Source organism: Pandoraea nosoerga (genome assembly GCF_902459585.1).
In the GTDB taxonomy this organism is placed as follows: Bacteria; Pseudomonadota; Gammaproteobacteria; order Burkholderiales; family Burkholderiaceae; genus Pandoraea; species Pandoraea nosoerga.
On record NZ_CABPSC010000007.1, the window covers coordinates 1 to 25,962 of the forward strand.

A 25,962-nucleotide genomic window follows, 5' to 3' on the forward strand; every position below is an offset into this window, starting at 1 on the left:
CCCGGCCCCCGCCTCGGGCGCCGACGCCGGCAGTGCCGCGGCCGCCGCCGCCGCCATGGCGTCGCTCAAGACGGCCGCACCGGCCGCAGCGGGCGCGGGCAGCAACCTCGAAGCCGGCAAGAAACTCTACGACACTGTCTGCATGGCCTGCCACGCCGCCGGCGTCATGAACGCGCCGAAGTTCGGCGACAAGGCCGCATGGGCGCCGCGCATCAAGACCGGCATCGACACGCTGCACAACGCCGCGCTCAAGGGTCTGAACGCCATGCCGCCCAAGGGGGGCGCCGCGAATGCCTCGGACGACGACGTCAAGGCCGCCGTCGATTACATGGTGAACGCCGCGAAGTAATACCGGCGCGCGCAACGGCAGCGTTTCGCAATCGCCACCCTGAAAATCCCCGCCTCGGCGGGGCTTTTCTTTTTGGCGTCCCGGGGGGCGGCGTCGCGCAGGCTCGCACGCGCGGCGTCAGCCCTCAGCGCTCATACTCGCACGCACAGCTGCGGATCGAAGCTGGCGTTCTCCACGCGTGCCTCGAAGCAATAGCCGCGCGGATTGCACAGCACGCGCGTGCGCCCGACCTTGTAGTCGAACGAATCGTGCGTGTGGCCGTGGATCCACAAGGCGGCCTCCGACTGCTCGACGACCGAGGTCAAATCCGAAATGAACGCCGGATTGACCAGCGAGCCCTCAAAGCGCGGATGGATGCTTCTCGGCGTGGGGGCGTGATGCGTGACGACCACCGTCGGCCCCTCATGGGGCGTGGCGAACACGCGCGCGAGCCACGCGACGTTCTCGCGACACAGCGCTGCCGAATCCTCCGGCGAGAAGAACGGCAGATCCGACCATGGCGCTGCCGGGTCGCCTACGCGAATGCGCGTGAAGTCGCGCACGAACTTGCGCGATTCCTCGATCACTTCGTTGTGCTTGCCCAGCGCGTCGTACAGCGCGAAGTCCGTCCACAACGTCGTGCCCACGAAGCGCACGCCGTCGATCACCACGGCCGCGCGCTCAAGCAGATGCACCTGGGTGCCCGCGACGAGGCGGCGCAGCTCGGCGAGCGTGCCGGCAAGCGTCGCGCCATAGAACTCGTGATTTCCGGGAACGTAGATGACGGGACGAGGCAACTGCTTCGCCCACTCGATCGCTTGCGCCGGACGGCTGATGTCGCCGGCGAGAATGGTGACGTCGGCGTCGACGTCGGGTACGGCCATCGGGGCTACGGACAAATGCAGGTCTGACAGGATATGCAGTCTCACGCACACGCTCCACTAGGCTTGAGGATCGGTGCCGCACACGTGCCGCGCGCCTGCGTGCCGGACGCATCGCCGTGCGTCGGACGTGTGGGCATTGGATCGAAATCAACGCAATTTGCGCATTGTTTCGCCCGTTTTTTACCGACTATCACCTGCGCGGCGCCGATGGTCAAGATGTCTTTGTCATCGATAGAACGCGCTTCTATAGTGAAACTTCACCTGACGAGTGGAGGAGAGCCTATGCGCAAACTGTGGGTCGCCGTCCTGCTTTGTTTGGCCGGTCTGACGGGCGTTGTCGCAGTATCGAGTCCGGCGGCCGCATGTGACCAGACGTCTTCGGGCGGCGGCAAATAGCAGCAAGCATTGCGTACACGGCGTGCCTGCCGCCGCCGACAGCCCCGGTACGGACATCGCCGCACCTCAAGCCAGCCCCCCGCTCGCGGGGGGCGACTCGTTTACGACGTCAAGGCGCTGGGGTCACGCGCCCGACGTCGACGGCGCCTTGCCGCCGCCCGCGAGCATCGCCTTGAGGCTGGCGAGCCGGTCCTTGGGCGACATGGGCGCTTCTTCCGGCGGCGGGGGCGGCGCGTCGTCCAGTTGCATCTCGGCGACGAACCGCGATACTTCGCACGAATACGTCTCGCGGGCCCGTTTGCGCTTCTTGCACCACGACAACTGCAGCGAGCGCTGCGCGCGCGTGATGCCCACGTACATCAAGCGCCGCTCCTCCTCGATCTTCTCGGCGGTGACCTCTTCGTCCTCGCGGATGTGCGGCAGGATGCCTTCCTCGACGCCCACGAGAAAGACGTGCGGGTACTCGAGTCCCTTCGACGCGTGCAACGTGGACAGACGCACGGCGTCCGGATCGTCGCCGTCGCGGCCCTCGAGCATCGACATCAGCGCGATGGTCTGCGTGAGCTCCAGCAGGCTCTTGCCGTCGTCGTCGGTCGCGTCGGCGTCGTCGAGAGGGTCGAGCCCGGTGGCGGCGTCCGTTGTGCTGCGCGTGCCCTTGCGCTTCATCCATTCGAGGAATTCGAGCACCGTCGTCCAGCGCGCCTGCGCCTGACGTTCGTCGAACGTGTCGTACAGATACGCCTCGTAGTGAATGCCTTCCATGAGGTCGTCGATCACTTCGTTGGCCGGATCGCGGGCCGCGCGCGCCGCGATGCGCTGGATGAAGTCGCAGAACGCGCGCAGCGGCTCGAGCTGCCGCGGCTGCAGCCGCGCCTCGACCGCGCCCATGTAGACGGCCTCGAACAGCGACACCTTGGCCTGCCCCGCGAAGCCGCCGAGCACTTCGAGCGTGGTGCTGCCCACGCCGCGCCGCGGCGTGGTCACGGCGCGGATGAATGCGGGGTCGTCATCCGGATTGGCGAGCAGGCGCAGATAGGCGCACAGATCCTTGATTTCCGCCTTGTCGAAGAATGACTGGCCACCCGAGAGCACGTAGGGAATGCGCTCGCGGCGCAATACCTGTTCGAAGATGCGGGCCTGATGGTTGCCGCGATAGAGAATCGCGTAATCGCGAAACTCGGCGCGACGCTCGAACTTGTGGGCCGACAGCCGGAAGACGACCGACTCGGCCTCGTGTTCCTCGTCGTTCATCGCGGTCACGGTGATCGGATCGCCCAGACCGTGCTCGCTCCACAGCTTCTTCTCGAAGAGTTTCGGATTCTTCGCGATGACGTTGTTCGCCGCCGTCAGAATGCGCGACGTCGAGCGGTAGTTCTGTTCGAGCTTGATGACCTTGAGCGTCGGGAAGTCCACCTGCAGCTGCTTGAGGTTCTCGAGCGTGGCGCCGCGCCAGCCGTAGATGGCCTGGTCGTCGTCGCCCACCGCGGTGAAGGCCGCGCGCTTGCCTGCGAGCAGCTTGAGCAGCAGGTACTGGCAGGTGTTGGTGTCCTGATACTCGTCGATGAGCAGGTAGCGCAGCTTGTTCTGCCAGCGCTCGCGCACTTGCTCGTCGCGCTCGAAGAGTTCCGCGGGCAGGCGGATCAGGTCGTCGAAGTCGACCGCCTGATAGGCCTGCAGTGTCGCCATGTAGTTGCGGTAGACGAGCGCGGCCTGGTGCTCCTCGGCCGTCTCGGCCGCGGCGAGCGCCGTCTCGGGCGTGATCAGCCCGTTCTTCCACAGCGAGATGGCCGTCTGCACGCCGCGAATCATCGCCTTGTCGGTGGTGCCGAGCTGCTCCTGGATCAGACCGAAGCAGTCGTCCGCATCGAGAATCGAGAACTGCGGCTTGAGGCCGACGTTCTCCGCTTCGCGTCGCAGAATCTGCACGCCCAGCGAGTGGAACGTACAGATCGTGAGCTGATTGACAGGGACCTTGCGACCTTCCTTGCCGGGTGTGGTGAGCGTCTTGCCTTCGAGCTGCTTGGCCACGCGCTCGCGCATTTCGGCCGCGGCCTTGTTGGTGAAGGTCACCGCGGCGATGTGCTTCGGCTCGAAACCCTTCGCCTCGATGAGCCACGCGATTTTCTGCGTGATCACGCGCGTCTTGCCGCTGCCCGCGCCGGCCAGCACGAGGCAGGGGCCGTCGAAGTAATGCGTGGCTTCGTTCTGAGCAGGGTTGAGCGGGAAGGACGACATGGCGTGAAGCGATGGGGACGGGAGTGGCAGCCGGCGGGTGCGCGCACGGCGCGGTGCGCATGTACCGGCGGCGTCGGCGTGGCGAGCGTCGGCCTGCCGGATAGCGGGCAAGTCTATCACGCGGCATGCACGTCGCCGTGACACGCAGGGTGCGCGACGCGCACGCACACTTGTCCCCATGCGCCACTGTGGGGCGGACGCGACGCGTGCGCTGGCGTCGACGCGCGGGCGGTGCCTATAATGAAAAACGTTGCCATCGTGGTGAGGTCGCCGTGCAATGTCCAACCTGTGGGACGAACAATGCGCCGCGTGCTCTGCACTGTGAGAAGTGCGGCGCGACACTCGGGGACGCCGAACCGGGATTCCGGGACGGCGAGCTGGCGGCGGCGGGCGCCCCCGCGGCGCCGCGGGGCCGGTTCCAGCGCGGCAGGCGCGACGGCGAGCCGGCCTGGCTCAACGGTGCGCTCGTCATCGGTACCGCCGTCTTTGCCGCCATCGCGCTGATCGGCATCTGGTGGAACCTGCGGGCGCCTTACGTCGACCCCGTTCCCAAACCTCCCGGCGGACTCGCCGTCACCCCGTTCAACAGCGGCAACAGCCTGCCCGCCCCGGCAGGCGCCTCGGCCGCAAGCGCGGCGGCGCCCGCACCCCCCGTCGACGAAGCCTCGGCGGCGCTGGCCCGGGCACAGGCGCTGGCCGCGGCCGATGCTGCGGCGTCGGGCGCTGCATCGGAGGCTGTATCGGAGGCTGTATCGGCCTCGAGCGCGCCGCTTACGGCCTCGGCGGCGACCGCCGCGCTCACCGCGCGCGCCACCGCGATGCCACCGGCGTCGCCGGCCCTCACCGCCCCCACCGGCAGCGACGCGCCGGACGCCATGATGCAGATGCTGAGCCGCCGCAACGCGCTTGACGCCGGCAACGTGGCGCGTCCGGGCGCCAACGCCGACCTGCCGGCCCACTACGACAACGAAGACTTCGGCCCGGCCGCCCCGGCGTCCACGCAGCATGCCGCCGCGGCGCCGGCGGCTTCCCGGCCCGGCGCCGCGAGCGCCATCGCGGCCGCCCTCGCGCAATGCGAGCGTTATCGCTGGTACGAAGTGATTCCGAAGCAGCGCTGCATCTGGGCCGTGTGCAACGGGCATTGGGGCAAGGACGGCTGTCCCGCCGGCGCCAATCCGGGAGACACGCACTGACGCGCAGCGACATGCACCGACCGGCGGCGGCTTCGCCGCACCGCATTGCAACGGTCAGAATGGCCGGCGTGTGGGCGCGTGGGCGTGTGGGCGCGTTGCGGGTGTGTAGGCGCGGGAGCGGAGTGCCGGAAACCGGCGCCACGCGGCGCGACGCTCGAGCCGGGCGCGTCAAATTGACAGTCCCCGGCTTTCCCCGTAAAGTGCGCGAGCGTGGTCGGGAGAGCGCACCGGGAAGCACATGCCGGGGCCGCCGAAGGGGTAATACCCACAAACTCTCAGGCATCAAGGACCGTCCGCGCCGAAGGCATCGCCTTCGATCTCTGGAGAGCGGTTGCAGCAAGCGGGAGCGCGCTGGCAACCCACCGAAGGGGCCGGTACCGGTGGCAGACGCGGGCGCGTCGCACGGACCGGGCAATCTCTCAGGTACCAAGGACAGAGGGGTCATCTCGCCAACTGGCATTGCGTCGGGCAAGTGCGTCAGCACGGTCCGCACGCGCTAAGTGCCGGTCGTCGAGATGACCCCTTTTTGCGTTTTCGGACGCGGCTTATCCGAAATTCCCGAATCCTTGATGCCTGACGCCCCGATGACCGAACTCAAACGCACCCCGCTCAACGATACGCACCGCGCTGCCGGTGCCCGCATGGTCGACTTCGGCGGCTGGGACATGCCGGTGAACTATGGCTCCCAGATCGAAGAGCACAACGCCGTTCGCACCGATGCCGGCATGTTCGACGTCTCGCACATGTGCGTGGTGGACCTGCATGGCCCGAGCTGCCGCGAGTTCCTGCGCTACGCGCTCGCCAACAACGTCGACAAGCTGCAGAGCCCGGGCAAGGCCCTCTACACCTGCATGCTCAACCCGAGCGGCGGCGTGATCGACGATCTCATCGTCTATTTCATTGCCGAAGACTGGTTCCGTCTGGTCGTGAACGCCGGCACCGCCGACAAGGACCTCGCCTGGCTCGGCCAGCTCAACGCGCACGGCGACTACAGCCTGACGATCGTGCCGCGCCGCGATCTGTCCATCGTGGCCGTGCAGGGCCCGAACGCGCGCGCCAGGGTGTGGCAGGCCGTGCCGGGCAGCCAGGCCGTGAGCGAAGTGCTCAAGCCGTTCAATGCCGCCTTTGCGAAGGACACCCCGTTCGGCGAGCTGATGATCGCGCGCACCGGCTACACCGGTGAGGACGGCTTCGAAGTCATCGTGCCGGCCGATCACGTCGTGGCCCTGTGGCGGGCGCTCGTCGACGCGGGCGTGCGCCCGGCCGGGCTCGGCGCGCGCGACACGCTGCGTCTGGAGGCCGGCATGAACCTGTATGGCCAGGACATGGACGACAACGTCTCGCCGCTCGACGCCGGCTTGGGCTGGACGGTCGAGAAGGACAGCGAGCGCACGTTCGTCGGCAAGGACTCGCTGCTCTCGCGCGGCCAGACGTGGCGCTTCGCCGGTCTCGTCCTCGACGGCAAGGGCGGCGTGCTGCGCGCGCATCAGGTCGTGGTGACCGATGCCGGCGCAGGCGAAATCACCAGCGGCACGTTCAGCCCGAGCCTGCAGCAGTCCATCGGCTTTGCCCGCCTGCCCAAGGGCGTGCCCGACGGCGCGATCGTTCATGTGCAAATTCGTGACAAGCAATTGCCCGCACGTGTGGTCAAATTACCGTTCGTGCGTCACGGCAAGGCCGTGGTGGCGTGAGCGGACAGGCTCACCCCGCGCGGCAGACGGCACGACAGACTCTCAATACGACACCCCATACTGAAACCGGAGCGTCACAAATGGCGAACACCCCCGATAACCTGAAGTACGCCGAGTCCCACGAGTGGGCTCGCCTCGAAGCCGACGGCACCGTGACCATCGGCATTACCGACCACGCGCAGGAAGCGCTGGGCGACGTGGTATTCGTCGAGCTGCCGGACACCGGCCGCACGGTGACTGCCAAGGAATCCGTGGCCGTGGTCGAGTCGGTCAAGGCCGCCTCGGACATCTACGCCCCGATCGGTGGCGAGATTCTCGAGACGAACAGCGAAGTGCAGGGCGCGCCGGAGCTGGTCAACAGCGACCCGTATGCCAACTGGCTGTTCCGCATCAAGCCGTCGAACGTGAAGGAACTCGACGCACTGCTCACCGCCGAGCAATACAACGCCGGCCCGGGCGCCTGAGTCCGTCCGCGTCCGGCGACCAGCCGGGCGGCTCGGCGGTTCGGTGAATCGATGAATCGCGATCTTCGCGAGTCTCCCGGTTCCCCACCCGCCGATGCGCCTGCAGACTTGCCCGCAGACCCGCACCGAAGCAATCCATTGCCGTTGTCACTTGCCGTGACCGCCCGAGAGATCCGACCATGAACGCCCCGTCCGACCTGCATCAGCCGCGCCGCTCGCTCGCCGAGCTCGAGCAGCGCGATAATTTCTCCGCCCGCCATATCGGCCCGGACACCCCCGAACAGCAGGCGATGCTCGCCGAGCTCGGCTACGCGTCGCGCGCCGCGCTGATCGACGCCGTCGTGCCCGCGTCGATCCGCCGCGACGGCAGGCAGTTCGCCGCGGCGCTGGGCCAGTTCGCCGCGCCGAAGACCGAATCGGAAGCGCTCGCGCAACTGCGCGCGCTCGCCGACCGGAACCAGGTCTTCAAGTCGTTTATCGGTCAGGGCTACTACAACACGTTCACGCCGGGCGTGATCCTGCGCAACGTGCTCGAGAATCCCGCCTGGTACACCGCCTACACGCCGTATCAGCCGGAAATCTCGCAAGGTCGCCTCGAAGCGCTGCTCAACTACCAGCAGATGATCATCGACATGACCGGGCTGGCGATCGCCAACGCGTCGATGCTCGACGAGGCGACGGCCGCCGCCGAAGCGATGACGCTGGTCAAGCGCACGGGCAAGTCGAAGTCGAACACGTTCTTCGTGGCCGACGACGTGCTGCCCCAAACCATCGAAGTGGTGCACACGCGCGCCAGGCCGCTCGGCATCGAAGTGCAGGTCGGGCCGGTCGCGGCAGCCTCCGGCGTCGATGCGTTCGGCGTGCTGGTGCAGTACCCGGGCGTGGGCGGCGACGTGCGCGACTACCGCGCGCTGGCCGACGCGGTCCACGCCAAGGGCGGCATGCTGATTGCCGCGGCCGACCTGCTCTCGCTTACGCTGCTCACGCCCCCGGGCGAATGGGGCGCGGACGTGGCCGTGGGCAACAGCCAGCGCTTTGGCGTGCCGATGGGCTTCGGCGGCCCGCACGCCGCCTACCTGGCCACGCGCGACGAGCTCAAGCGCTCCATGCCGGGCCGTCTGGTCGGCGTGTCGATCGACTCGCAAGGCAAGCCGGCGCTGCGCCTCGCGCTGCAAACGCGCGAGCAGCACATCCGTCGCGAGAAGGCGACTTCGAACATCTGTACGGCGCAGGCGCTGCTTGCCATCATGGCCAGCATGTACGCCGCATATCACGGCCCTCAAGGGCTGCGCGTGATCGCCGAGCGCGTGCATCGCCTGACGGCGGTGCTCGCCGCGGGCCTCGCGAAGCTGGGCGCCGCGCCGCGCAACGCCACGTTCTTCGACACGCTCACGGTGCCCGTCGCCGGTCGCGCCGACGCCGTGCATACGGCCGCCGCCGCACGTCGCTTCAACCTGCGTCGCGAAGACGCCGACACCGTTGGCATCTCGCTCGACGAGACGAGCACGCGCGATGACGTGATCGCGCTGTGGGAGGTGATCGCCGAGGGGCTGGGCAAGAGCGCCCAATCGTCGGGCGGGCTGGACTTCGACGCGATCGAGGCGGGCGTGGCGAACGGCTTCCCGGCGGCGCTGGCGCGCCAGAGCGCGTACCTCACGCACCCGGTATTCAACCGTTATCACTCCGAGCACGAGATGCTGCGCTATCTGCGCAGCCTGGCGGACAAGGATCTGGCGCTCGACCGCACGATGATCCCGCTGGGCTCGTGCACGATGAAGCTCAACGCCACGTCGGAGATGCTGCCGGTGACGTGGCCCGAGTTCGGCCAGATTCACCCGTTCGCGCCGGCCGAGCAGACCGTCGGCTATCGCACGATGATCGATCAGCTCGAGCAGATGCTGGTGGCCGCCACCGGCTACGCCGCCGTGTCGCTGCAGCCGAACGCCGGCTCGCAGGGCGAATACGCGGGTTTGCTGATCATCCAGGCGTATCACGCCTCGCGCGGCGAGGCGCATCGCGACATCTGCCTGATTCCGGCGTCCGCGCACGGCACCAACCCCGCGTCGGCGCAGATGGCGGGCATGCAGGTCGTGGTCGTGGCATGCGACGCGAACGGCAACGTCGACCTGGCCGACCTGAAGGCGAAAGCCGAGCAGCACCGCGACCGGCTGGCCGCGATCATGATGACGTACCCGTCCACGCACGGCGTGTTCGAGGCGGGCGCGCGTCAGATCTGCGAAATCGTGCACGCCAACGGCGGTCAGGTGTATGTCGACGGCGCGAACATGAATGCCATGGTCGGCCTGTGCGCGCCGGGTGAGTTCGGCGGCGACGTCTCGCACCTGAATCTGCACAAGACGTTCTGCATTCCGCACGGCGGCGGCGGCCCGGGCGTGGGCCCGGTGGCCGTTGGCGCGCATCTGGCGCAGTTCCTGCCCAATCAGCGCTCGACCGGTGGCTCGCGCCATCCGAATGGCATCGGCGCGGTGTCGGCCGCGCCGTATGGCTCGGCGTCGATTCTGCCGATTTCGTGGATGTACGTTGCCATGATGGGCGCGTCCGGCCTCGCCGCGGCGACCGAAACCGCGATTCTCAACGCGAACTACCTCGCCAAGAAGCTCGCGCCGCACTATCCGGTGCTCTATACGGGGCCGGGCGGTCTGGTGGCGCACGAGTGCATTCTGGATCTGCGTCCGCTCAAGGAAACGAGCGGCATCACGGTGGACGACGTGGCCAAGCGCCTGATGGACTTCGGCTTCCACGCGCCGACCATGAGCTTCCCGGTGCCGGGCACGCTCATGGTGGAGCCGACCGAGTCGGAGTCGAAGCACGAGCTCGATCGCTTCATCGAGGCGATGGTCGCGATCCGTGAAGAAATCCGCGCGGTGGAAGAAGGTCGTGCCGACCGGGAAGACAACCCGCTCAAGCATGCGCCGCACACGGCGGATGTCGTGACCGCCGACGAATGGCCGCACGCCTACGCGCGCAGCCAGGCGGCGTATCCGGTGGCCGGTCTGCGCGAGCGCAAGTACTGGCCGCCGGTAGGCCGCGCCGACAACGTGTACGGCGACCGGAACCTGTTCTGCGCGTGCGTGCCGATGAGCGACTACGAGTAAGCGCCGCGAAATTCGACGAACCGGGGCCGGCAGAAACATTGCTGGCCCTTTTTTGTCTCTATGGATGTCACGCGAATGCGTCAGCGTGAAGGCGCTCGCCGGGTATCACAACGTTTCAGCTAAATCAGGAAAGCCTCATGGCCGTTTCAGTTTTCGATTTGTTCAAGATCGGTATCGGACCGTCGAGTTCGCATACCGTGGGGCCGATGCGCGCAGCACTGATGTTCGTACAGGGACTGGAGCGCGACGCTTTGCTGCCGAAGGTGGCATCACTGCGTGCGGAGCTCTACGGCTCGCTCGGCGCCACGGGCAAGGGCCACGGCACCGACAAGGGCGTGCTGCTCGGCTTCATGGGCGAAGCGCCGGACACGGTCGATCCGTCGACGATCGCCGGGCGGCTCGCCACGCTGCGCCGCGAGAAGGTGCTGTCGATTCTCGGCAAGCACGAAGTGCCCTTTGTCGAGAAGGAGCACATGGTGTTCTTCCGCCGGGAGGCGATGGCCGAGCATCCGAACGGCATGAAGTTCCATGCCTTCGACAGCGACGGCAACAAGCTGCGCGAAGGGCGCTACCTGTCGGTGGGCGGCGGCTTCGTGGTGACGGCGGGCGCGTCGAACACGCAGGTGCTCGCCGCGCACGACCAGTTGCCGTACCCGTTTCGCACCGGCAAGGAACTGCTCGAGATGTGTCGCGCGAGCGGCAAGAGCATCGCCGGGCTGATGTGGGAGAACGAGAAGGTCTGGCACAAGAGCGACACTGCGGAGGAGGACATCCGCCGCGGCCTGCTCAACATCTGGGCGGTGATGCAGTCGTGCGTCACGCGCGGGTGCGGCATCGGCAACGACGAAGCCGACGGCGAACTGCCCGGGCCGCTGCATGTGCGTCGCCGCGCGCCGGAGTTGTATCGCCAGCTCACGCAACGCGCCGAGCGCACGCTGTCGGACCCGCTCTCGGTGATGGACTGGGTGAACCTGTACGCCATTGCCGTCAACGAGGAGAACGCCGCGGGCGGGCGCGTGGTGACCGCGCCGACGAACGGCGCGGCGGGCATTATCCCGTCGGTGCTGCACTACTACGACCGCTTCGTGCACGGCGCGAACGAGCAGGGCGTGATCGACTTTCTGCTCACGGCAGGAGCCATCGGCATTCTGTACAAGCTCAATGCGTCGATTTCGGGCGCGGAAGTGGGCTGCCAGGGCGAGGTCGGCGTGGCGTGCTCGATGGCCGCGGGTGCGCTGGCAGCGGTGCTGGGCGGGACGGTGGAGCAAGTCGAGAACGCCGCGGAAATCGGCATGGAGCACAACCTGGGGCTCACCTGCGACCCGGTGGGCGGTCTTGTGCAGATTCCCTGCATCGAGCGCAACGCGATGGCGTCGGTCAAGGCCGTGAACGCCGCGCGCATGGCGCTGCGCGGTGATGGCGCCCACTACGTCTCGCTCGACTCCGTCATCAAGACGATGCGCGAGACCGGCGCCGACATGAAGACGAAGTACAAGGAGACGGCGCGCGGCGGCCTGGCGGTGAATATCGTGGAGTGCTGATGGCGCGGTGGGCCATGGCGGCACGGCGGGACTGTCACGCGGCCGACACATGCCGCGATTAACCTGCTCCCCGATGTCTCCTTGCCTTGTCTTTACGCCGCCCGGCAACTGCCGGGCGGCTTTTTTATTGGACGAACAAAAAGGGGCCGGCGAGACTGTCTCGTCGGCCCCTCGTACCGCGGATCGCGGGTAACGCCGACGGCTTACTTGCCGCCGACGGTCTCCAGCACGGTCCACTTGCCATCCACGACCTTGTAGACGGTGATCGAGCCGTACTTCAGATCGCCCACGTTGTCGTAGGCCAGCTCGCGCGTGGTCACGCCCGGCATGCTCGTCTTGGCCAGCACCGGCAGGTACTTCGCCGGGTCGGTCGAGTTGGCCTTCTTCATGGCCGACATCATGGCCATGGCGCCGTCGTATGCGTATGGCGAATACGTTTCCGGCGCCGCGCCGAACTTGGCCTTGTAGCGCTGCTCGTAGGCGGCGCCGCCCGGCATCTTGTCGAGCGGCAGGCCCGCGAGCGACACGACCGAGCCGTTGGCGGCGTCGCCGGCGATCTTCAGGAACGCGTCGGACTTGACCATCTCGCCGGCCATCAGCGTGCTCTTCATGCCCAGTTCGCGCATCTGCTTGGCGAGCGGGCCGGCTTGCGCGTCGGCACCGCCGTAGAAGATCACGTCCGGATTGGCGCGCTTGAGGTTGGTGAGAATGGCGCGGAAGTCCACGGCTTTGTCGTTGGCGAATTCGCGGCGCACGATCTTGCCGCCGGCGGCCTTGGCGGCTTTCTCGAATTCGTCCGCCAGACCCTGGCCGTAGGCAGTGCGGTCGTCGACGATGGCGATGTTCTTGAAGCCCAGCTTCTTCACGGCGAAGTTACCGACGACCGAGCCTTGCTGAATGTCCGAGGTCATCATGCGGAACGTCGTCTTGAAACCTTGCTTCGTATATTCCGGGGCCGTCGCCATGGCGATTTCCGGAATGCCCGCCTGCGCGTAGATGCGCGACGCCGGAATGGTGGTGCCCGAGTTGAAGTGGCCCAGCATGCCCTTGATGCCCGAGTCGACGAGCTTTTGTGCGACCAGCGAGCCTTGACGCGGATCCGCCTGATCGTCTTCCGACTGCAGCACGAACTTCACCGGCTTGCCCTCGATGGTCGGCTTCGTCGCGTTGTATTCGTCCACGGCGAGCTGAATGCCGTTCTGCATGTCCTTGCCGTAGTGCGCCTGGGCGCCCGTGAGCGGTGCGGCAAAGCCCAGCTTCACTTCCTGCGCCTGTTGGGCGTGCGCGGCGCCGCCGAATGCGAGCAGTCCCGCAACTGCCAGTGCGCCAGCCGTAAGCTTCGATTGCATCAACCCTCTCCTTGCATGTGTATGTCGTTGAGTGGCGCGCCTGCGGGATCGCCGCGACGCGCTTTCTTGGAACGCTGTCTGCCCAAAGCCGGTTGACTCTGGGACGGCATCGACCGAAATCAAACGCACTATGCGTCCGACGCGGCAGTATTGGATGGCTGCGCGCGCCGGTCAAGAGGGACATATTCCGATAGAAGGTGCTACCGGCTTATGGCGAAGGTTGCGCCGTTGGCGCGTCGGTGGCACCCGGCTCGGCCGGCGTGCCCTGACGGATTTGCGCCAGGGTCTTTTCAGCGGCTGCATAACGATCCAGCACCTCGGCGCCGGGTGGCTGGCCGAGCCGGCTTACCGCGACCAGGGCCAGACCGCCCAGCACGAAGCCCGGCACGATTTCGTACAGGTCCAGCCAGCCGAACTGCTTCCAGACGAGCACCGTCGCCGCGCCGACCACGATGCCCGCGAGCGCCCCGTTGCGGGTGACGCGCGGCCACAACAGCGTGGCGAGCACCAGCGGACCGAAGGCGGCCCCGAAGCCGGCCCACGCGTAGCTCACCATGCCCAGCACCCGACTCTCGGGATCGAGGGCCAGCAACACGGCGACCACGGCCACGGCGAGCACCATCGTGCGGCCGATCCACACCAGGCGGCGCTGGCTTACCGGCCCGCGCGCGAAGATCTTGTAGAGGTCTTCCGTCAACGCGCTGGCGCACACGAGCAACTGGCACGACAGCGTGCTCATGACCGCGGCCAGAATCGCCGCGAGCAGGACGCCGGCGAGCCACGGCGCAAAGAGACGCGTCGTGAGCGACATGAAGATGGTCTCGGGGTTGGCCGCGACGTCCGCACCGAGGTCCGGACGCGCGCTGTAGAACGCCAGCCCGAAGAAGCCGACGGCCACCGCGCCGCTCAGGCACAGCACCATCCATGTCATGCAAATGCGGCGCGCCTGCGGAATTGCCGCGGCCGAGCGCGCGGCCATGAAACGCACCAGAATGTGCGGCTGCCCGAAGTAGCCCAGGCCCCAGGCCAGCATCGAGATCACGCCGATGGGCGCCAGATCGCCGAACCAGTCGGTATGCGACGGGTGGACGGCCGTTACGGCGTCCACGGCCGCGGCCGGACTGCCGTCGAGCGCGACCACGGCGATCGGCGTGACGACCAGCGCCGCGAACATCAGCGAGGCCTGCACCGTGTCCGTCCAGCTCACCGCCAGGAAGCCGCCGATGAAGACATACGCGATGGTCGCCACGGCGCCGATCCACAGCGCGGTGTGGTATTCAAGGCCGAACATCGTCTCGAACAGGCGCGCGCCCGCCACGACGCCCGACGCGCAATAGATCGTGAAGAAGATGAGAATCACCAGCGCCGTGACGATGCGCAGCACGTGGCTGCGATCGTCGAAGCGCTGTGTGAGGTATTCGGGCAGCGTGAGCGCGTTGCCGCAGACTTCCGTATGCACGCGCAGGCGCGCGGCGACCAGATGCCAGTTCGCCCATGCGCCGACGGCCAGGCCGACGGCGATCCACACGCCGGACAGGCCGCCCGCGTAGATTGCGCCCGGCAGTCCGAGCAGCAGCCAGCCGCTCATGTCGGACGCGCCGGCGGAGAGCGCCGTGACGAAGCTGCCAAGCCGCCGTCCGCCCAGAATGTAGTCGGAGAGATTGCGGGTCGAACGGTAGCCCAGCCAGCCGATCGCCAGCATCAGCAGCAGGTAGACGGTAAACGACACCGCGGTGGGATTCCAAAGGGACATGTTGCCTCCTTGTGCGACACCGCCACGCACGCTGCGCGTCTGCCCCGGCATGACGAGGGAGGCGGCGGCGCAGGGCGGCGATCGCGGCGGCCGGCGATACGCGTCGCCGGCACGGGTTGACCGCGCGAAGGCGGTGAGACGCGTGATATGTCGGGGGCGGGCGCGACGATACCGCGAATGGGCCGGCGGTGCTGGGCTACGGGGTTTGCGTGTGAACGCAAAGGGCGGACGCCGTTGCCGGCAAGGAGGCAAGGGGGGCGGAACGGCAGAACGACGACGGCCACCCGGCCCCGCAGACGCGGGACACGGGTGGCCGCGGGCGGCACGGCGTGATCAGCCGATGGTCATGAGGTTGGCGTTACCCCCGGCGGCGGCCGTATTGACCGACACCGAGCGCTCGCACAGCAGACGCTCGAGCGCGTAGTCGTCACCGGCGGCCAGCGCCTCCGGGGAGAGCCCCTGCGTCGACAGGATCGGGCCGCTGCGCGCGGCGATGCGGCGATTGAGCGCACGCAGTTCGTCGCTGTCGCCCTCGAACAGGACGGCGGCAAGCGAGGGTTCGCCGGCAACGTCCGCCCCGGCGGGCAACACCGACGCGCGGTCCTTGAGCGAGGCCGGCAGCGCATCGATCAACTCGCGCGCCGCGGCGCCGTCGGCAAAGCGCGCGTGGTTGCCGGTGGCCAGCACGGCGGCCAACTGCGTGCGCGCGCCGAGCGGCGTGGCGGCCACGCAAAGCACCGGGCCGCGCGGCTCCAGGCCGTAGGTGTTGCGCTCGCCGGTCGGGCCCGGCAGCACGGCGGTCGCATCGAGCGCCGAGGTCGCCAGATAGCGGTCGACGCGATCGATCGCGGCAGCGGTGTGCGCGCCATTGCCCTGCTGGCGCAGCCAGTCGCGATACACCACGAGCGGCGCGAGCGCGGCCTCGTTGCGATTGAGCTCCGGCGCAAGCGAGGCCGGGCGCGTGGCGAGCAGGCGCGGCAGATACATTGGGCCGCCCGCTTTCGGACCCGTCCCAGACAGACCCTCGCCGCCGAACGGCTGCACGCCGACCACGGCGCCGATGACGTTACGGTTCACGTAGATGTTGCCCACATGCGCGCGTTCGGTCACATAGGCGATGGTCTCGTCGATGCGCGTATGCACGCCGAACGTCAGTCCGTAACCCGTGGCGTTGATCTGCTCGAGCAGCTTGTCGAGCTGGGCGCGCTTGAAGCGGATCACGTGCAGCACCGGGCCGAAGACTTCGCGCTGCAGCGCCTTGAGGTCGGTGAGCTCGATGAGCGTCGGGGCGACGAACGTGCCGTGGCGCGTTGCTTCGGGCAGCGGCAACTGCTCGACCGGGAAGCCCTTGCCGCGCATCTGTTCGATGTGGCGATTGATGTTGCCCTGCGCCTCGGCGTCGATCACGGGGCCGACGTCGATGGCCAGGCGGTCCGGGTTGCCGATGGCCAGTTCCTGCATCGCGCCCTTGAGCATGTGCAGCGTCTTGTCGGCAATGTCGTCCTGCAGGCACAGCACGCGCAGGGCCGAGCAGCGCTGGCCGGCCGAGTCGAAGGCCGAGGCGAGCACGTCGTACACGACTTGCTCGGGCAGGGCCGACGAGTCGACGATCATGGCGTTCTGCCCGCCGGTCTCGGCGATCAGCGGGATCGGGCGGCCGTTGGCGTCCAGCCGCTCGGCCAGCGTGCGCGCGATGATGCGCGCCACTTCGGTCGAGCCCGTAAACATCACGGCCTTGGTGCGTGCGTCGGCCACGAGCGCGGCGCCGACCGTCTCGCCGGTGCCGGGCAGCAGTTGCAGCGCACCCGCCGGAATGCCGGCGGTGTGCATCAGTCGCACGGCTTCGGCGGCGATGAGCGGTGTTTGCTCGGCCGGCTTGGCGATGACCGGATTGCCGGCGGCCAGCGCGGCCGCGACCTGGCCCACGAAGATCGCGAGCGGGAAGTTCCACGGGCTGATGCACAGCACGGGGCCCAGCGGGCGGTGCGTGTCGTTCGAGAAGCCCTGGCGGATCTGCGCGGCGTAGTAGCGCAGGAAGTCGACGGCCTCGCGCACTTCGGCCACGGCGTTGGGTAGCGACTTGCCCGCTTCGCGCACGCAAAGGCCCATGAGCGTGGGCATGTGCGCTTCGAGCAGGTCGGCCGCGCGCATCAGGCAGTCGGCGCGCTCCTCGACCGGCGTGGCCTGCCAGATCGGCGCGGCGGCCACGGCGTGCGCGAGTGCGGCTTGCACGTCGGCCGACGTGGCTTCGATGACCTGACCCACGGTGTCGCGCAGGTCGGCCGGGTTGCGCACGGGGCGCGGCGTGCCGTCGGTGCGCTCGCCATCGGCGAGCATGGGCGCGGCGCGCCAGGGCGTGCCCGCGCTCGCGAGCAGCGCCGAGGACAGCGAGGCCAGGCGGTGCTCGTTCGACAGATCGAAGCCCGACGAATTGGCGCGCGCAGGTCCGTACAGGTCGCGCGGCAGCGGAATCTTGGCATGCGGCGCGCCGAGCGGCTGCACCTTCTCGGCCTCGGTGACGGGGTCGGCGATCAGCTCGTCGACGCTGATGGTGTCGTCTGCAATGCGGTTCACGAACGACGTGTTCGCGCCGTTCTCGAGCAGGCGTCGCACCAGATAGGCGAGCAGGGTCTCGTGCGTGCCGACCGGGGCGTACACGCGGCATGGTCGTGCGAGCTTGCCCGCCGCGATGGGGCCCACGACTTCCTCATAGAGCGGCTCGCCCATGCCGTGCAGGCACTGGAATTCGTACTGGCCGGGGTAGTAGTTGTTGCCGGCGAGGTGGTAGATCGCCGAGAGCGTGTAGGCGTTGTGCGTGGCGAACTGCGGATAGATCGCGTCCGGCACGGCGAGCAGCTTCTTGGCGCAGGCGAGGTACGACACGTCCGTATAGATCTTGCGGGTGTAGACCGGGTAGCCTTCGAGCCCGTCGACCTGCGCGCGCTTGATTTCCGTGTCCCAGTACGCGCCCTTCACCAGACGCACCATGATGCGATGGCGGCTGCGGCGCGCCAGATCGATGATGAAGTCGATCACGAAAGGGCAACGCTTCTGATACGCCTGCACCACGAAGCCGATGCCGTTCCAGCCGGCCAGATCGGGGTCGAAGCACAGTGCCTCGAGCAGATCGAGCGAGATCTCGAGGCGGTCGGCTTCCTCGGCGTCGATGTTCAGGCCGATGTCATACGAACGCGCCAGCTTGGCGAGCGCCTGCACGCGCGGCAGCAGCTCGTTCATCGTGCGCTCGTGCTGGCTGCGCGAATAGCGCGGGTGCAGCGCGGAGAGCTTGATCGAGATGCCCGGGCCTTCATAGATGCCGCGTCCGGCCGACGCCTTGCCGATTGCGTGGATCGCCTGCTCGTAGCTCGCGTAGTAGCGTTGCGCGTCCTCCTCGGTGGTCGCCGCTTCGCCGAGCATGTCGTATGAGTAGCGAAAGCCCTGGGCCTCATACTTGCGGCTGTTGGCGAGCGCTTCGGAGATGGTCTCGCCCGTCACGAACTGCTCGCCCATGAGGCGCATGGCGATATCGACGCCCTTGCGGATGAGCGGCTCGCCGCCACGGCCGATCAGGCGCGTGAGCGCCTTGGTGAGACCGGCTTCACTGGTGGTGGTGACGAGCTTGCCGGTGATCATCAGGCCCCAGGTGGCCGCGTTGACGAACATCGACGGCGAATTGCCCACGTGAGCGTGCCAGTCGCCCTTGCTGATCTTGTCGCGAATGAGCGCGTCGCGCGTGGCCTTGTCGGGAATACGCAGCAGCGCTTCAGCAAGGCACATGAGCGCCACGCCTTCCTGGCTGGAAAGCGAAAACTCGTGAATGAGGCCCTCCACGCCGCCGCCGGTGCTCTTGCCGCGCAGGGCGACGACGAGCTTGCGGGCCAGGGCGGAGGCCGAGGCGGCCGTGGCCGGCGCAAGCTTGGCCTGCCCGATGAGCACTGGCACGCATTCCGGTTCCGGACGGCGGTAGGCGGCCGTGATGGCCGCGCGCAGCACCGACTGCGGTTGCACGTTCTGCGCGAACTCCAGGAACGGGTGCGGCACGGTGTCGTCGCCGGTGTGGCCGTCGATCACCTCGGTGCCCGACTGGGTTGCACCGCTGAGTTCGGGCGGCAGCACGCCGCTCTCCACGCGCTCCAGATAGGCGAAAATTGCCTGCTTGATCAGCCAATGGGGGGTGCGCTCGATTTGCTGGGCGGCGGTCTTGAGCCGGGTGCGCAGGACGTCGTCGACTTTGACGCCGAGAGTGGTGTTAGCCATGGAAGGGTTACCTGATGACGCAAGAGAGCAAAAAAGCGTGACACCCATAGCGGGTGAATTGCGGCATCGTAACCGGCTTTCCGGGCAGGTGCAACCAGAGTCAATATTGGGGTTGCACCCTATGAAGGGTCAGATTCTGGTGCGCCAGCAGATGGCTCGTCCGTCGCGTTTCTTGACGCGGAACAGCCATTCGGTGTTCTCGTAGTACGTCTGCGGCGGGTAGAGGTCCAACTCCCAGCCGGGCCAACTGTTTCCATATGATCCGTCGACGATGCAGTGGTCCCAGTCACCGAGCTTGTAATGATAGCCAGCGTCGCCCGACAGGAACCGGAAGCGGTCGTAGGTAAAGGACCGGTATTCGGTGGTGGGGGGATTGGCCTGTACGAAGCTGCGCGCGGCGGCGCCGTCGAAACTGCCGCTCGCGATGGGCTGCAGGTAAGTCTTGTACCCGCCGTAGCGCGCCGCGTAAGCCGCCGACGGCGTATCGGTATAGAGGCAGGCGACCGTCATGCGCGGCAGCGCCGCGCGTACTTCGTGCGGTACGTCGACGATGTACTCCCTGCCGTCGAACCGCAGGTATCGCGGGGAGATGCTGGGGTGCTGGGAGGCCGGGTTGAAGTGCTGGTTCGACAACAGCCGGCACACCTTCGCGTTGCCGAATCGATGGTTCCGAACGCCTGAGTCGTTGGTGCCCGACAGGTCCCACTCGCGATAGCTCCATTTCACGGGGCGATCGACGTAGTACGTCTCGGTCTTGAGACTGATTTGCCAGCGCCCCGACTGGCACGAGACGACGCGGCCGGCGCGGTTTACCGCAATGCCGCCCTCCATGCCGGAACATGATGTGTTGGCCTCGGCGCGGAAGTCCTTGAGTTGCAGCGCGCCTCCCTGGGAAATCAGGTTTCCCGACGCCGTGACCGTGCCTCTCGAGTGCAGCGTGCCGCCGGTGACGCTGCCGTCCGCGATCACGTTGCCAGTGTTGTTGCCGGCTCGCCTGCGCTCGGCACGGATGTTCCCGCCTTCGCTCTGGATGTCCCCTTTGGCCCGAAGGTCGCCGTAAGACCAGACGCCTTTGGAGCCCGCCACGATCCCGTCGCCTTGTCGCCTGACGTCCGCGAGCATTTGCGCGTCGGTTCCCGCGACCACCTGGCCCGATGCGATGCCCTTGCCGGCAATGACCCAGCCGGGCGCATCGCCGCCATTGACCGCATTCGCCCGCCGTCGGGCCGCCTCTCCGCCCACGAGTGCATTGCGACGGGCCGCCACGTCCTCCTGAGCGTCCAGGGTTTTCGCCTTGAGCGTGCCGGTGGGCGACTCGAGGTTGCCGTCAAGCCGGATATTGCCGGCGCCGACGATGTCCTTGCCGCCCATCCTCAGAGGCCCGGTCATTGCGTCCGTACCGTCGCGTCTGAGATAGCGATTGAGCGGGCTGAGCGAATATCCGGCCCGAACCGCCAGCAGACCGGGCGTGTCGCTCGTGCTCGGGAGCGTGTTCTGGAGCGTCGTGTCGCCGGGCGGCGTCAGCGGGAAGGTGAAGCGTCCACTGTCGTCGCGCGACAGGCCGCCGTTCGGGCCGATCTTGCGAACGGCGGTGCCGAGCATGTCCCAGTCCGGATCAGGCCCGTAAGTGGTGCGCAGCGTCCTGTCGAGATGGACGACGGCGCGGATGTTCGGATTGTTCACATCCCGGAAGATCCGCACGACGTAATTTGCGCCCGGTAACGGCGGCCGGTCTCCGACCCCAGGCAGACGCGTCATCCGAATGATTGCCGCGGCGCTCGGTGGTCCGGTGTGGCCGTCGATGCGCATCTGGAGCACGTGGCCGAAGCGAACGTCCGTCGTGCGCGAGAGCGGGACGTTGGTCAGCTCGCCCGCGCGGGCGAGCGTGACGCCCGGCACGCCGTTCAGCGCCTTGTCGATGTTGTCGTGATGCTCGACGATGAAGGACTCGACGCCATTGCCAATGATCCTGAGCGCGCTGCCGATGTTCTCGGCGCGTTGAATACGGGTTTCGTGGACTTGCTGCCTCATGTAGAGGGTCAGCAAGATCCCTGCGATGGCGACGGCAATGGTCGCGCCGATCAGGAAGAAGCCGGATTGTCGGTTCCGCATGGGTGTCCCCGGTCAAGGAAAAGACCGGGAAACGCGCGTGTCGATGGTCCCCGGGCCAGCGAACGATTTTATTGGCGACCGCTTGGGAATAGGCGCCGGGAGAAGTCTTATATGGCGGTCGGCGTGATCGGAATCGAAAGGATTTGCACGAAAGAAAAGTCCGGTCGGCGAAAAGGCGGTGAGCCGGCCATCGCCCACCCGTGCCGATCCTCACCGACTCTCACCGACCCTCGCTGGCCATCCCCCGGGGGCTTCCCCGGGGGATGCGCCTTACTTCGCGTCGTTGCCGTATGTCTTGCCGAGATATTCGGAAATCAGCTTGACCTGGTCTTCCGGAATCGGCGCGCCGTAGACCTTCACCATCTTCGTGACTTCCGCGCTCCAGAACGACGCCGGCATGGGCGGCTGGCTATTGATGTAGTCGATGGAATGGCACATGACGCACCACGCGCTGGCGGCCTGATGGCCGGCGAGCGTGGAGGCCTTGAGCTGCGCGCTCTCCTGCGGCAGCTTGATCTCGAGAGCGTGGGCCGGGGTGAAGGCAGCGGCGCCGAGCAGGCCCGTCAGGCCGAGCACGGCCGCCGCGCGCGTTGCGAATTTTCTGGCGTTCATGATCGTCCCCCGTCTCAAGCCGCGAGCACGCGCACGGTTTCCACCCCGTTGCGCAGATAGCCAGCCGGATTCCACAGCGATTGCAGCGGTTGCGTAACGCCTGCCCGATTCGTGGCACGAACCTTCAGCGCGTATTCGCCGGGCTGCGCTGGCGTGAACGACGCCGTCCACTCGCGAAACGAGTACTTCGAGAGTTCTTCGCCGAGCTGTGCGACCTGCCACGTCTGCCCGCCATCGGAGGAGAACTGGACGTCGCGAATGCCTTCGCCGCCGTCGAACGCAATGCCGCGCACACGCACCGCCTTGCCCGCCGCCACGCGCTGGCCGTCGGTGTGGCTGGTCACGAACGAGCGCACCGTGAAGCGGCCGATCGGCTTCGTTTTCTGCGGCGCGGCGCCTGGGGCCACGCAATTGCAGTCGTTGTCGGGAATGCGATACGCGCTGGCCATCCAGAAGCCGTCGAATACCTTGTCGATGACGTTGATGTCGACCAGATGCTTGACCCAGTACGTGCCGTAATAGCCCGGCACGACCAGACGCACGGGAAAGCCGTTGAGCATGGGCAGGTCCTGGCCGTTCATCGCGAACGCGATCATCACTTCGCCGTCCATCGCGTGCTCGATGTCGAGCGCTTTCACGAACTCCGGCGTGGCCGGCACGATCGGGCGGTCGAGCCCTTCGAACGTGACCTGCTTCGCGCCGGGCGAGACGCCGGCGCGCTCCAGGATCCGCTTGAGCGGGATGCCGCGCCAGCGCGCGTTGCCCATCGCCCCATTGGCGATCTGCCCGCCGCCCACGCGCGGCTCGAAGAAGCCCCGGCTGTTGCCGGAGCACTGGTGTACGGCCACGAGTTCCACCGGCGCGCCGTAATCCTTCTTGAGCGAGTCGAGCGAGATTTCCAGCGGCCTGGCGACGCTGCCGCCCACGCGAATGCGGTGCTTCGCCGGGTCGATGTCGGTCGGAATACCCGCGAGGTGGTAACGGACGAAAAAGGCGTCGTTTGGCGTGATGAGGCCATCGTTGAACACTTCGAACGGCGTCTCGAGCTGCGGCGGGCGTGCCGTGAGCCGGATCAGCGGCCGCTTCTGGGGGTACGCGACCAGCTCGCGCTCGCCGTTGGCGAACGGCAGCGTGACCGTCTGCGGCGCGGCGGCCGCGGCGATCACGTCGAGCGCGCGGCCCGCAAGGCTGGCGCCTACGCCGAGCGCACCGGCGCGTCGCAGAAAACGGCGGCGCGAGGCAGCAGCGAGCGGTGATTCGAGGGGCGGGGCGGCCAGCAGGGCGTCGCCGGGCGGCGCGGCGGACAGCGAGGTGGACAGTGGGGCGGCATGCGGCGCCGTGGGGGCGGCGCTCTGATCGTGCGACTTCATCGGATCGTCTCCTGTAGGACTTCTCATGGCGCGAACGACGTGTGAGCGCGTGCGCACCGGCAACCTCAGCGTGCAACGAATGCCTGCATGGTCGGAGATTCTGCCGACGTTGTCAAATTTCCGGAACGTTATATACCGTTTAATACTTCGCTCTAGATCTCGAGCGGGTCCACTTCGAGATGCCAGTGCACAGGCGTCTTGAGCGCGCGCAGCTCGCCCATCCAGTGCGAGAGGAAGCGCTGCAATGCGCCGCGATGCGGGCTTTCCACGACGAGTTGCGCACGCTCGGTGCCCGCGATGCGCACCATCGTCATCGGCACCGGGTCCCACAGGGAGATGCGCGGGTCGTGCAGCGACGGATCGGCGGCGATGTCGCGGGCCTGCCGCAGAAACGCCATGGCGTCGTCGAGCTTGCGGGCTTGCGCGCGCAGCAGCGCCTGATGCGTGAACGGCGGGAGCAGGGCGACGCGGCGCTCCTCCAGTTGCTGGGCCGCGAAGCCCGCGTAGTCGTGGCGCATGAGCGAGGCGAACAGCGGATGCGAGGCGTAGCGGGTCTGGATGAGCACGTCGCCGGGTCCATCGGCCCTGGCCGCGCGGCCGGCGCGCCCCGCAACCTGCATCAGTTGCGCGAAGAGGCGTTCGGCGGCCCGGAAGTCATGCGAGAAAAGCGCGCTGTCCGCGTTGACCACGCCCACGAGCGTGACGTTGCGGAAATCGTGCCCCTTGGCGACCATCTGCGTGCCGATCAGGATATCGACCTCGCCCGCGTGCACCTGCGCGAAGAGGGCTTGCGCGCTGCCCTTGCGACGCGTGCTGTCGGCGTCGATGCGCGCCAGACGCGCGTGGGGGAAATGCTCGGCCAGCGTTTCCTCGATGCGCTGCGTGCCGCGCCCGAGCGGGGCGAGATCGAGGTTGCCGCAATCGGGGCAGGCGTGCGGAATGCGCGACTCGGCGCCGCAGTGATGACAGCGCAGCCGCCGCTCGGGCTTGTGCAGCACCATGTGCGCGCTGCACCGGCGGCAGTCGCTGACCCAGCCGCAGGCGTCGCAGTTGAGTACCGGCGCGTAGCCGCGGCGATTCAGGAACAGCAGGCTCTGCTCGCCCGCTTCGAGGCGCGCACGAACCGCGGCCAGCAGCGCTTGCGACAGCCCCTCGTGCACGACACGCTGGCGCTTGCGCTCGATTTCCATGTCGATGAGCGACACGCGCGGCAGCACGGCGTCGGGCGTGGCGCGCTCGGGCATCGACAGGCGCACGTAGCGGCCTTGCTCCGCGCGACGCCAACTGTCGAGCGAGGGTGTGGCCGAGCCCAGCACGACGGGAATGCGCAGCCGGTTCGCGCGCCAGATGGCCAGATCGCGCGCCGAGTAGCGCAGCCCTTCCTGCTGCTTGTAGGACGGATCGTGCTCCTCGTCGACGACGATCAGCCGCAGGTGCGGCAGCGACGCCATGACCGCCAGCCGCGTGCCCAGCACGACGCGCGCTTCGCCGCGATGCGCCGCGAGCCAGTGCCGGGCGCGCTCGCCTTCGGCCAGCCCGCTGTGCAGCGTGACCAGCGTCTCGCCCGGGAAGCGGCTGCGAAAGACGCCTTCGAGCTGCGGCGTCAGGTTGATTTCGGGCACCAGCACGAGCACCTGTGCATCGCGCTCGCGCAGCGCCTCGGCCACCGCGCGCAGATAGACCTCGGTCTTGCCGCTGCCGGTCACGCCATACAGCAAAAACGGCGGACAGGCGGCAGGTTCCGCCGTAGTGCTCGCGGAGTCGGCGCACACGCCGGACGGGGACGATGGCGGGGGGGGGGCCGATGCTGTGGACTGCGGTGGGTTCGACGCGATCGAGCCGAGGCGCCGCGCACCGGCCGCGACAAGTGCATCGTGAATCGCAGCGACGGCGTGGGCCTGCCCGGCGGTGAGCGTCTTCGCGGTGTGCGAAGCCGGCGTCTCGTCGTCTGCGGCGTCGCGGGCTTCGTGATCGATGCGGCTATCGATCTCGTCACGGGTCTCGTGCATGGCTTCGTGCAACGGCACGGTTTCGACGGCTACCCAGCCGGCCGCCGCCCACTGCTTGAGGACATCGGCAGCCTTGGCGCACAGGGCGCGGGCTTCGTCGGCGTCGAGCGTACCGGCCTGCGCCAGCCCTTGGGCGAGCCGGCGCTGCGCGCGAAGCCGGGCGGGAACGTTCTCCATCAGCGCCCCGAGCGCCCCGTCGGCAATCCGGTAGCGCTGCACGCCGCGCCGGGCCAGCAGTCTTGGCCAGCGCATCGGGGTACGAAGGTGTCCGGGCACGGCAGGCAGCGCGACTTCGCCGATGCCGCGTTGGTAGTAGCGCGAAGCGAACTGCATGAGGGCGCGCCACTCGTCGCCCAGCGCGGGCAACTCATGCCAGACGGCCGTTACTTCGCGCAGCTTGCCGGGGTCGACTTCGCTGCGCTGCGTCAATTCCCACACGATGCCCACGACCTGCCGTCTGCCGAACGGCACCTGCACCAGTTGGCCGGGGCTCGCGGCTTGATCCAGACGGTAGTCGAACAGCGTGAGCAGCGGGGTGTCGAGCGCCACGCGGGCGATAGCCGGCGCGCCGGTGCGGGATTTTTCCGCCGGAGAAGCGACATCGTCCGCCGATGTCGCCGAGGGTGCTGGAAGGTCGTCGGCGCGGGTCAAA

General features: G+C 67.7%; 15 protein-coding genes and 2 riboswitches. Of the genes, 6 read left to right on the forward strand and 9 right to left on the reverse strand.

Translation table 11 applies throughout. From position 1 onward, the window contains the following. Positions 1-349, forward strand: a 349-nt coding sequence (locus PNO31109_RS10370; RefSeq protein WP_150555535.1) for a c-type cytochrome, incomplete at its 5' end; no start/stop codon positions are given. Positions 350-480: 131 nt separating this feature from the next. Here PNO31109_RS10370 and PNO31109_RS10375 read toward each other — a convergent pair. After that, positions 481-1,257, reverse strand: a complete 777-nt coding sequence (locus tag PNO31109_RS10375) for a metallophosphoesterase (RefSeq protein WP_150555536.1) — start codon at positions 1,255-1,257, stop codon at positions 481-483. A 474-nt stretch (positions 1,258-1,731) separates the two neighbouring features. Further along, positions 1,732-3,843, reverse strand: coding sequence for a UvrD-helicase domain-containing protein (locus PNO31109_RS10380; RefSeq protein ID WP_150555537.1), 2,112 nt, complete (start codon positions 3,841-3,843; stop codon positions 1,732-1,734). Between the two features lie 272 nt (positions 3,844-4,115). Here PNO31109_RS10380 and PNO31109_RS10385 point away from each other — a divergent pair, with 272 nt between their 5' ends. From PNO31109_RS10385 to PNO31109_RS10405, 5 genes are all read left to right on the forward strand, one after another. After that, a complete protein-coding gene (locus PNO31109_RS10385) occupies positions 4,116-5,036 on the forward strand; it encodes a zinc finger Ran-binding domain-containing protein (protein WP_150555538.1) in 921 nt (306 codons plus the stop codon). A 205-nt stretch (positions 5,037-5,241) separates the two neighbouring features. Further along, positions 5,242-5,338, forward strand: a riboswitch (glycine riboswitch). A gap of 8 nt (positions 5,339-5,346) precedes the next feature. Next, a riboswitch (glycine riboswitch) is annotated at positions 5,347-5,482 on the forward strand. Positions 5,483-5,620: 138 nt separating this feature from the next. After that, complete coding sequence (gcvT, locus tag PNO31109_RS10390) at positions 5,621-6,727, forward strand: glycine cleavage system aminomethyltransferase GcvT (RefSeq protein ID WP_150555642.1); 1,107 nt, start codon at positions 5,621-5,623, stop codon at positions 6,725-6,727. Positions 6,728-6,807: 80 nt separating this feature from the next. After that, the gene (gcvH, locus tag PNO31109_RS10395; protein WP_150555539.1) at positions 6,808-7,191 is read left to right on the forward strand and encodes a glycine cleavage system protein GcvH; all 384 of its coding nucleotides are present in this window, start codon (positions 6,808-6,810) and stop codon (positions 7,189-7,191) included. Positions 7,192-7,370: 179 nt separating this feature from the next. After that, a complete protein-coding gene (gcvP, locus tag PNO31109_RS10400; protein WP_150555540.1) occupies positions 7,371-10,307 on the forward strand; it encodes an aminomethyl-transferring glycine dehydrogenase in 2,937 nt (978 codons plus the stop codon). Between the two features lie 137 nt (positions 10,308-10,444). Next, positions 10,445-11,848 (forward strand): L-serine ammonia-lyase, encoded by a 1,404-nt coding sequence (locus PNO31109_RS10405; RefSeq protein ID WP_150555541.1) that lies wholly within the window; start codon positions 10,445-10,447, stop codon positions 11,846-11,848. 203 nt (positions 11,849-12,051) lie between these two features. On the opposite strand, the gene PNO31109_RS10410 is transcribed toward PNO31109_RS10405, so the two are convergent. From PNO31109_RS10410 to PNO31109_RS10440, 7 genes are all read right to left on the reverse strand, one after another. After that, positions 12,052-13,197: a branched-chain amino acid ABC transporter substrate-binding protein gene (locus PNO31109_RS10410; protein ID WP_150555542.1), complete on the reverse strand. Its 1,146-nt coding sequence runs from the start codon at positions 13,195-13,197 to the stop codon at positions 12,052-12,054. 208 nt (positions 13,198-13,405) lie between these two features. Further along, positions 13,406-14,950: a sodium/proline symporter PutP gene (gene putP, locus PNO31109_RS10415; protein WP_150555543.1), complete on the reverse strand. Its 1,545-nt coding sequence runs from the start codon at positions 14,948-14,950 to the stop codon at positions 13,406-13,408. Between the two features lie 333 nt (positions 14,951-15,283). Further along, on the reverse strand, positions 15,284-19,207 hold the full coding sequence (gene putA, locus PNO31109_RS10420; protein ID WP_150555544.1) for a trifunctional transcriptional regulator/proline dehydrogenase/L-glutamate gamma-semialdehyde dehydrogenase: 3,924 nt from the start codon (positions 19,205-19,207) through the stop codon (positions 15,284-15,286). A 129-nt stretch (positions 19,208-19,336) separates the two neighbouring features. Continuing rightward, positions 19,337-21,253, reverse strand: a complete 1,917-nt coding sequence (locus PNO31109_RS10425; RefSeq protein ID WP_150555545.1) for a hypothetical protein — start codon at positions 21,251-21,253, stop codon at positions 19,337-19,339. 336 nt (positions 21,254-21,589) lie between these two features. Beyond that, positions 21,590-21,931: a SorB family sulfite dehydrogenase c-type cytochrome subunit gene (gene sorB / locus PNO31109_RS10430; RefSeq protein WP_241013767.1), complete on the reverse strand. Its 342-nt coding sequence runs from the start codon at positions 21,929-21,931 to the stop codon at positions 21,590-21,592. 14 nt (positions 21,932-21,945) lie between these two features. Further along, on the reverse strand, positions 21,946-23,301 hold the full coding sequence (gene sorA / locus PNO31109_RS10435; RefSeq protein WP_150555546.1) for a SorA family sulfite dehydrogenase catalytic subunit: 1,356 nt from the start codon (positions 23,299-23,301) through the stop codon (positions 21,946-21,948). A gap of 152 nt (positions 23,302-23,453) precedes the next feature. Continuing rightward, the gene (locus PNO31109_RS10440) at positions 23,454-25,961 is read right to left on the reverse strand and encodes a primosomal protein N' (protein ID WP_150555547.1); all 2,508 of its coding nucleotides are present in this window, start codon (positions 25,959-25,961) and stop codon (positions 23,454-23,456) included. Between the last annotated feature and the right edge of the window lies 1 nt (position 25,962).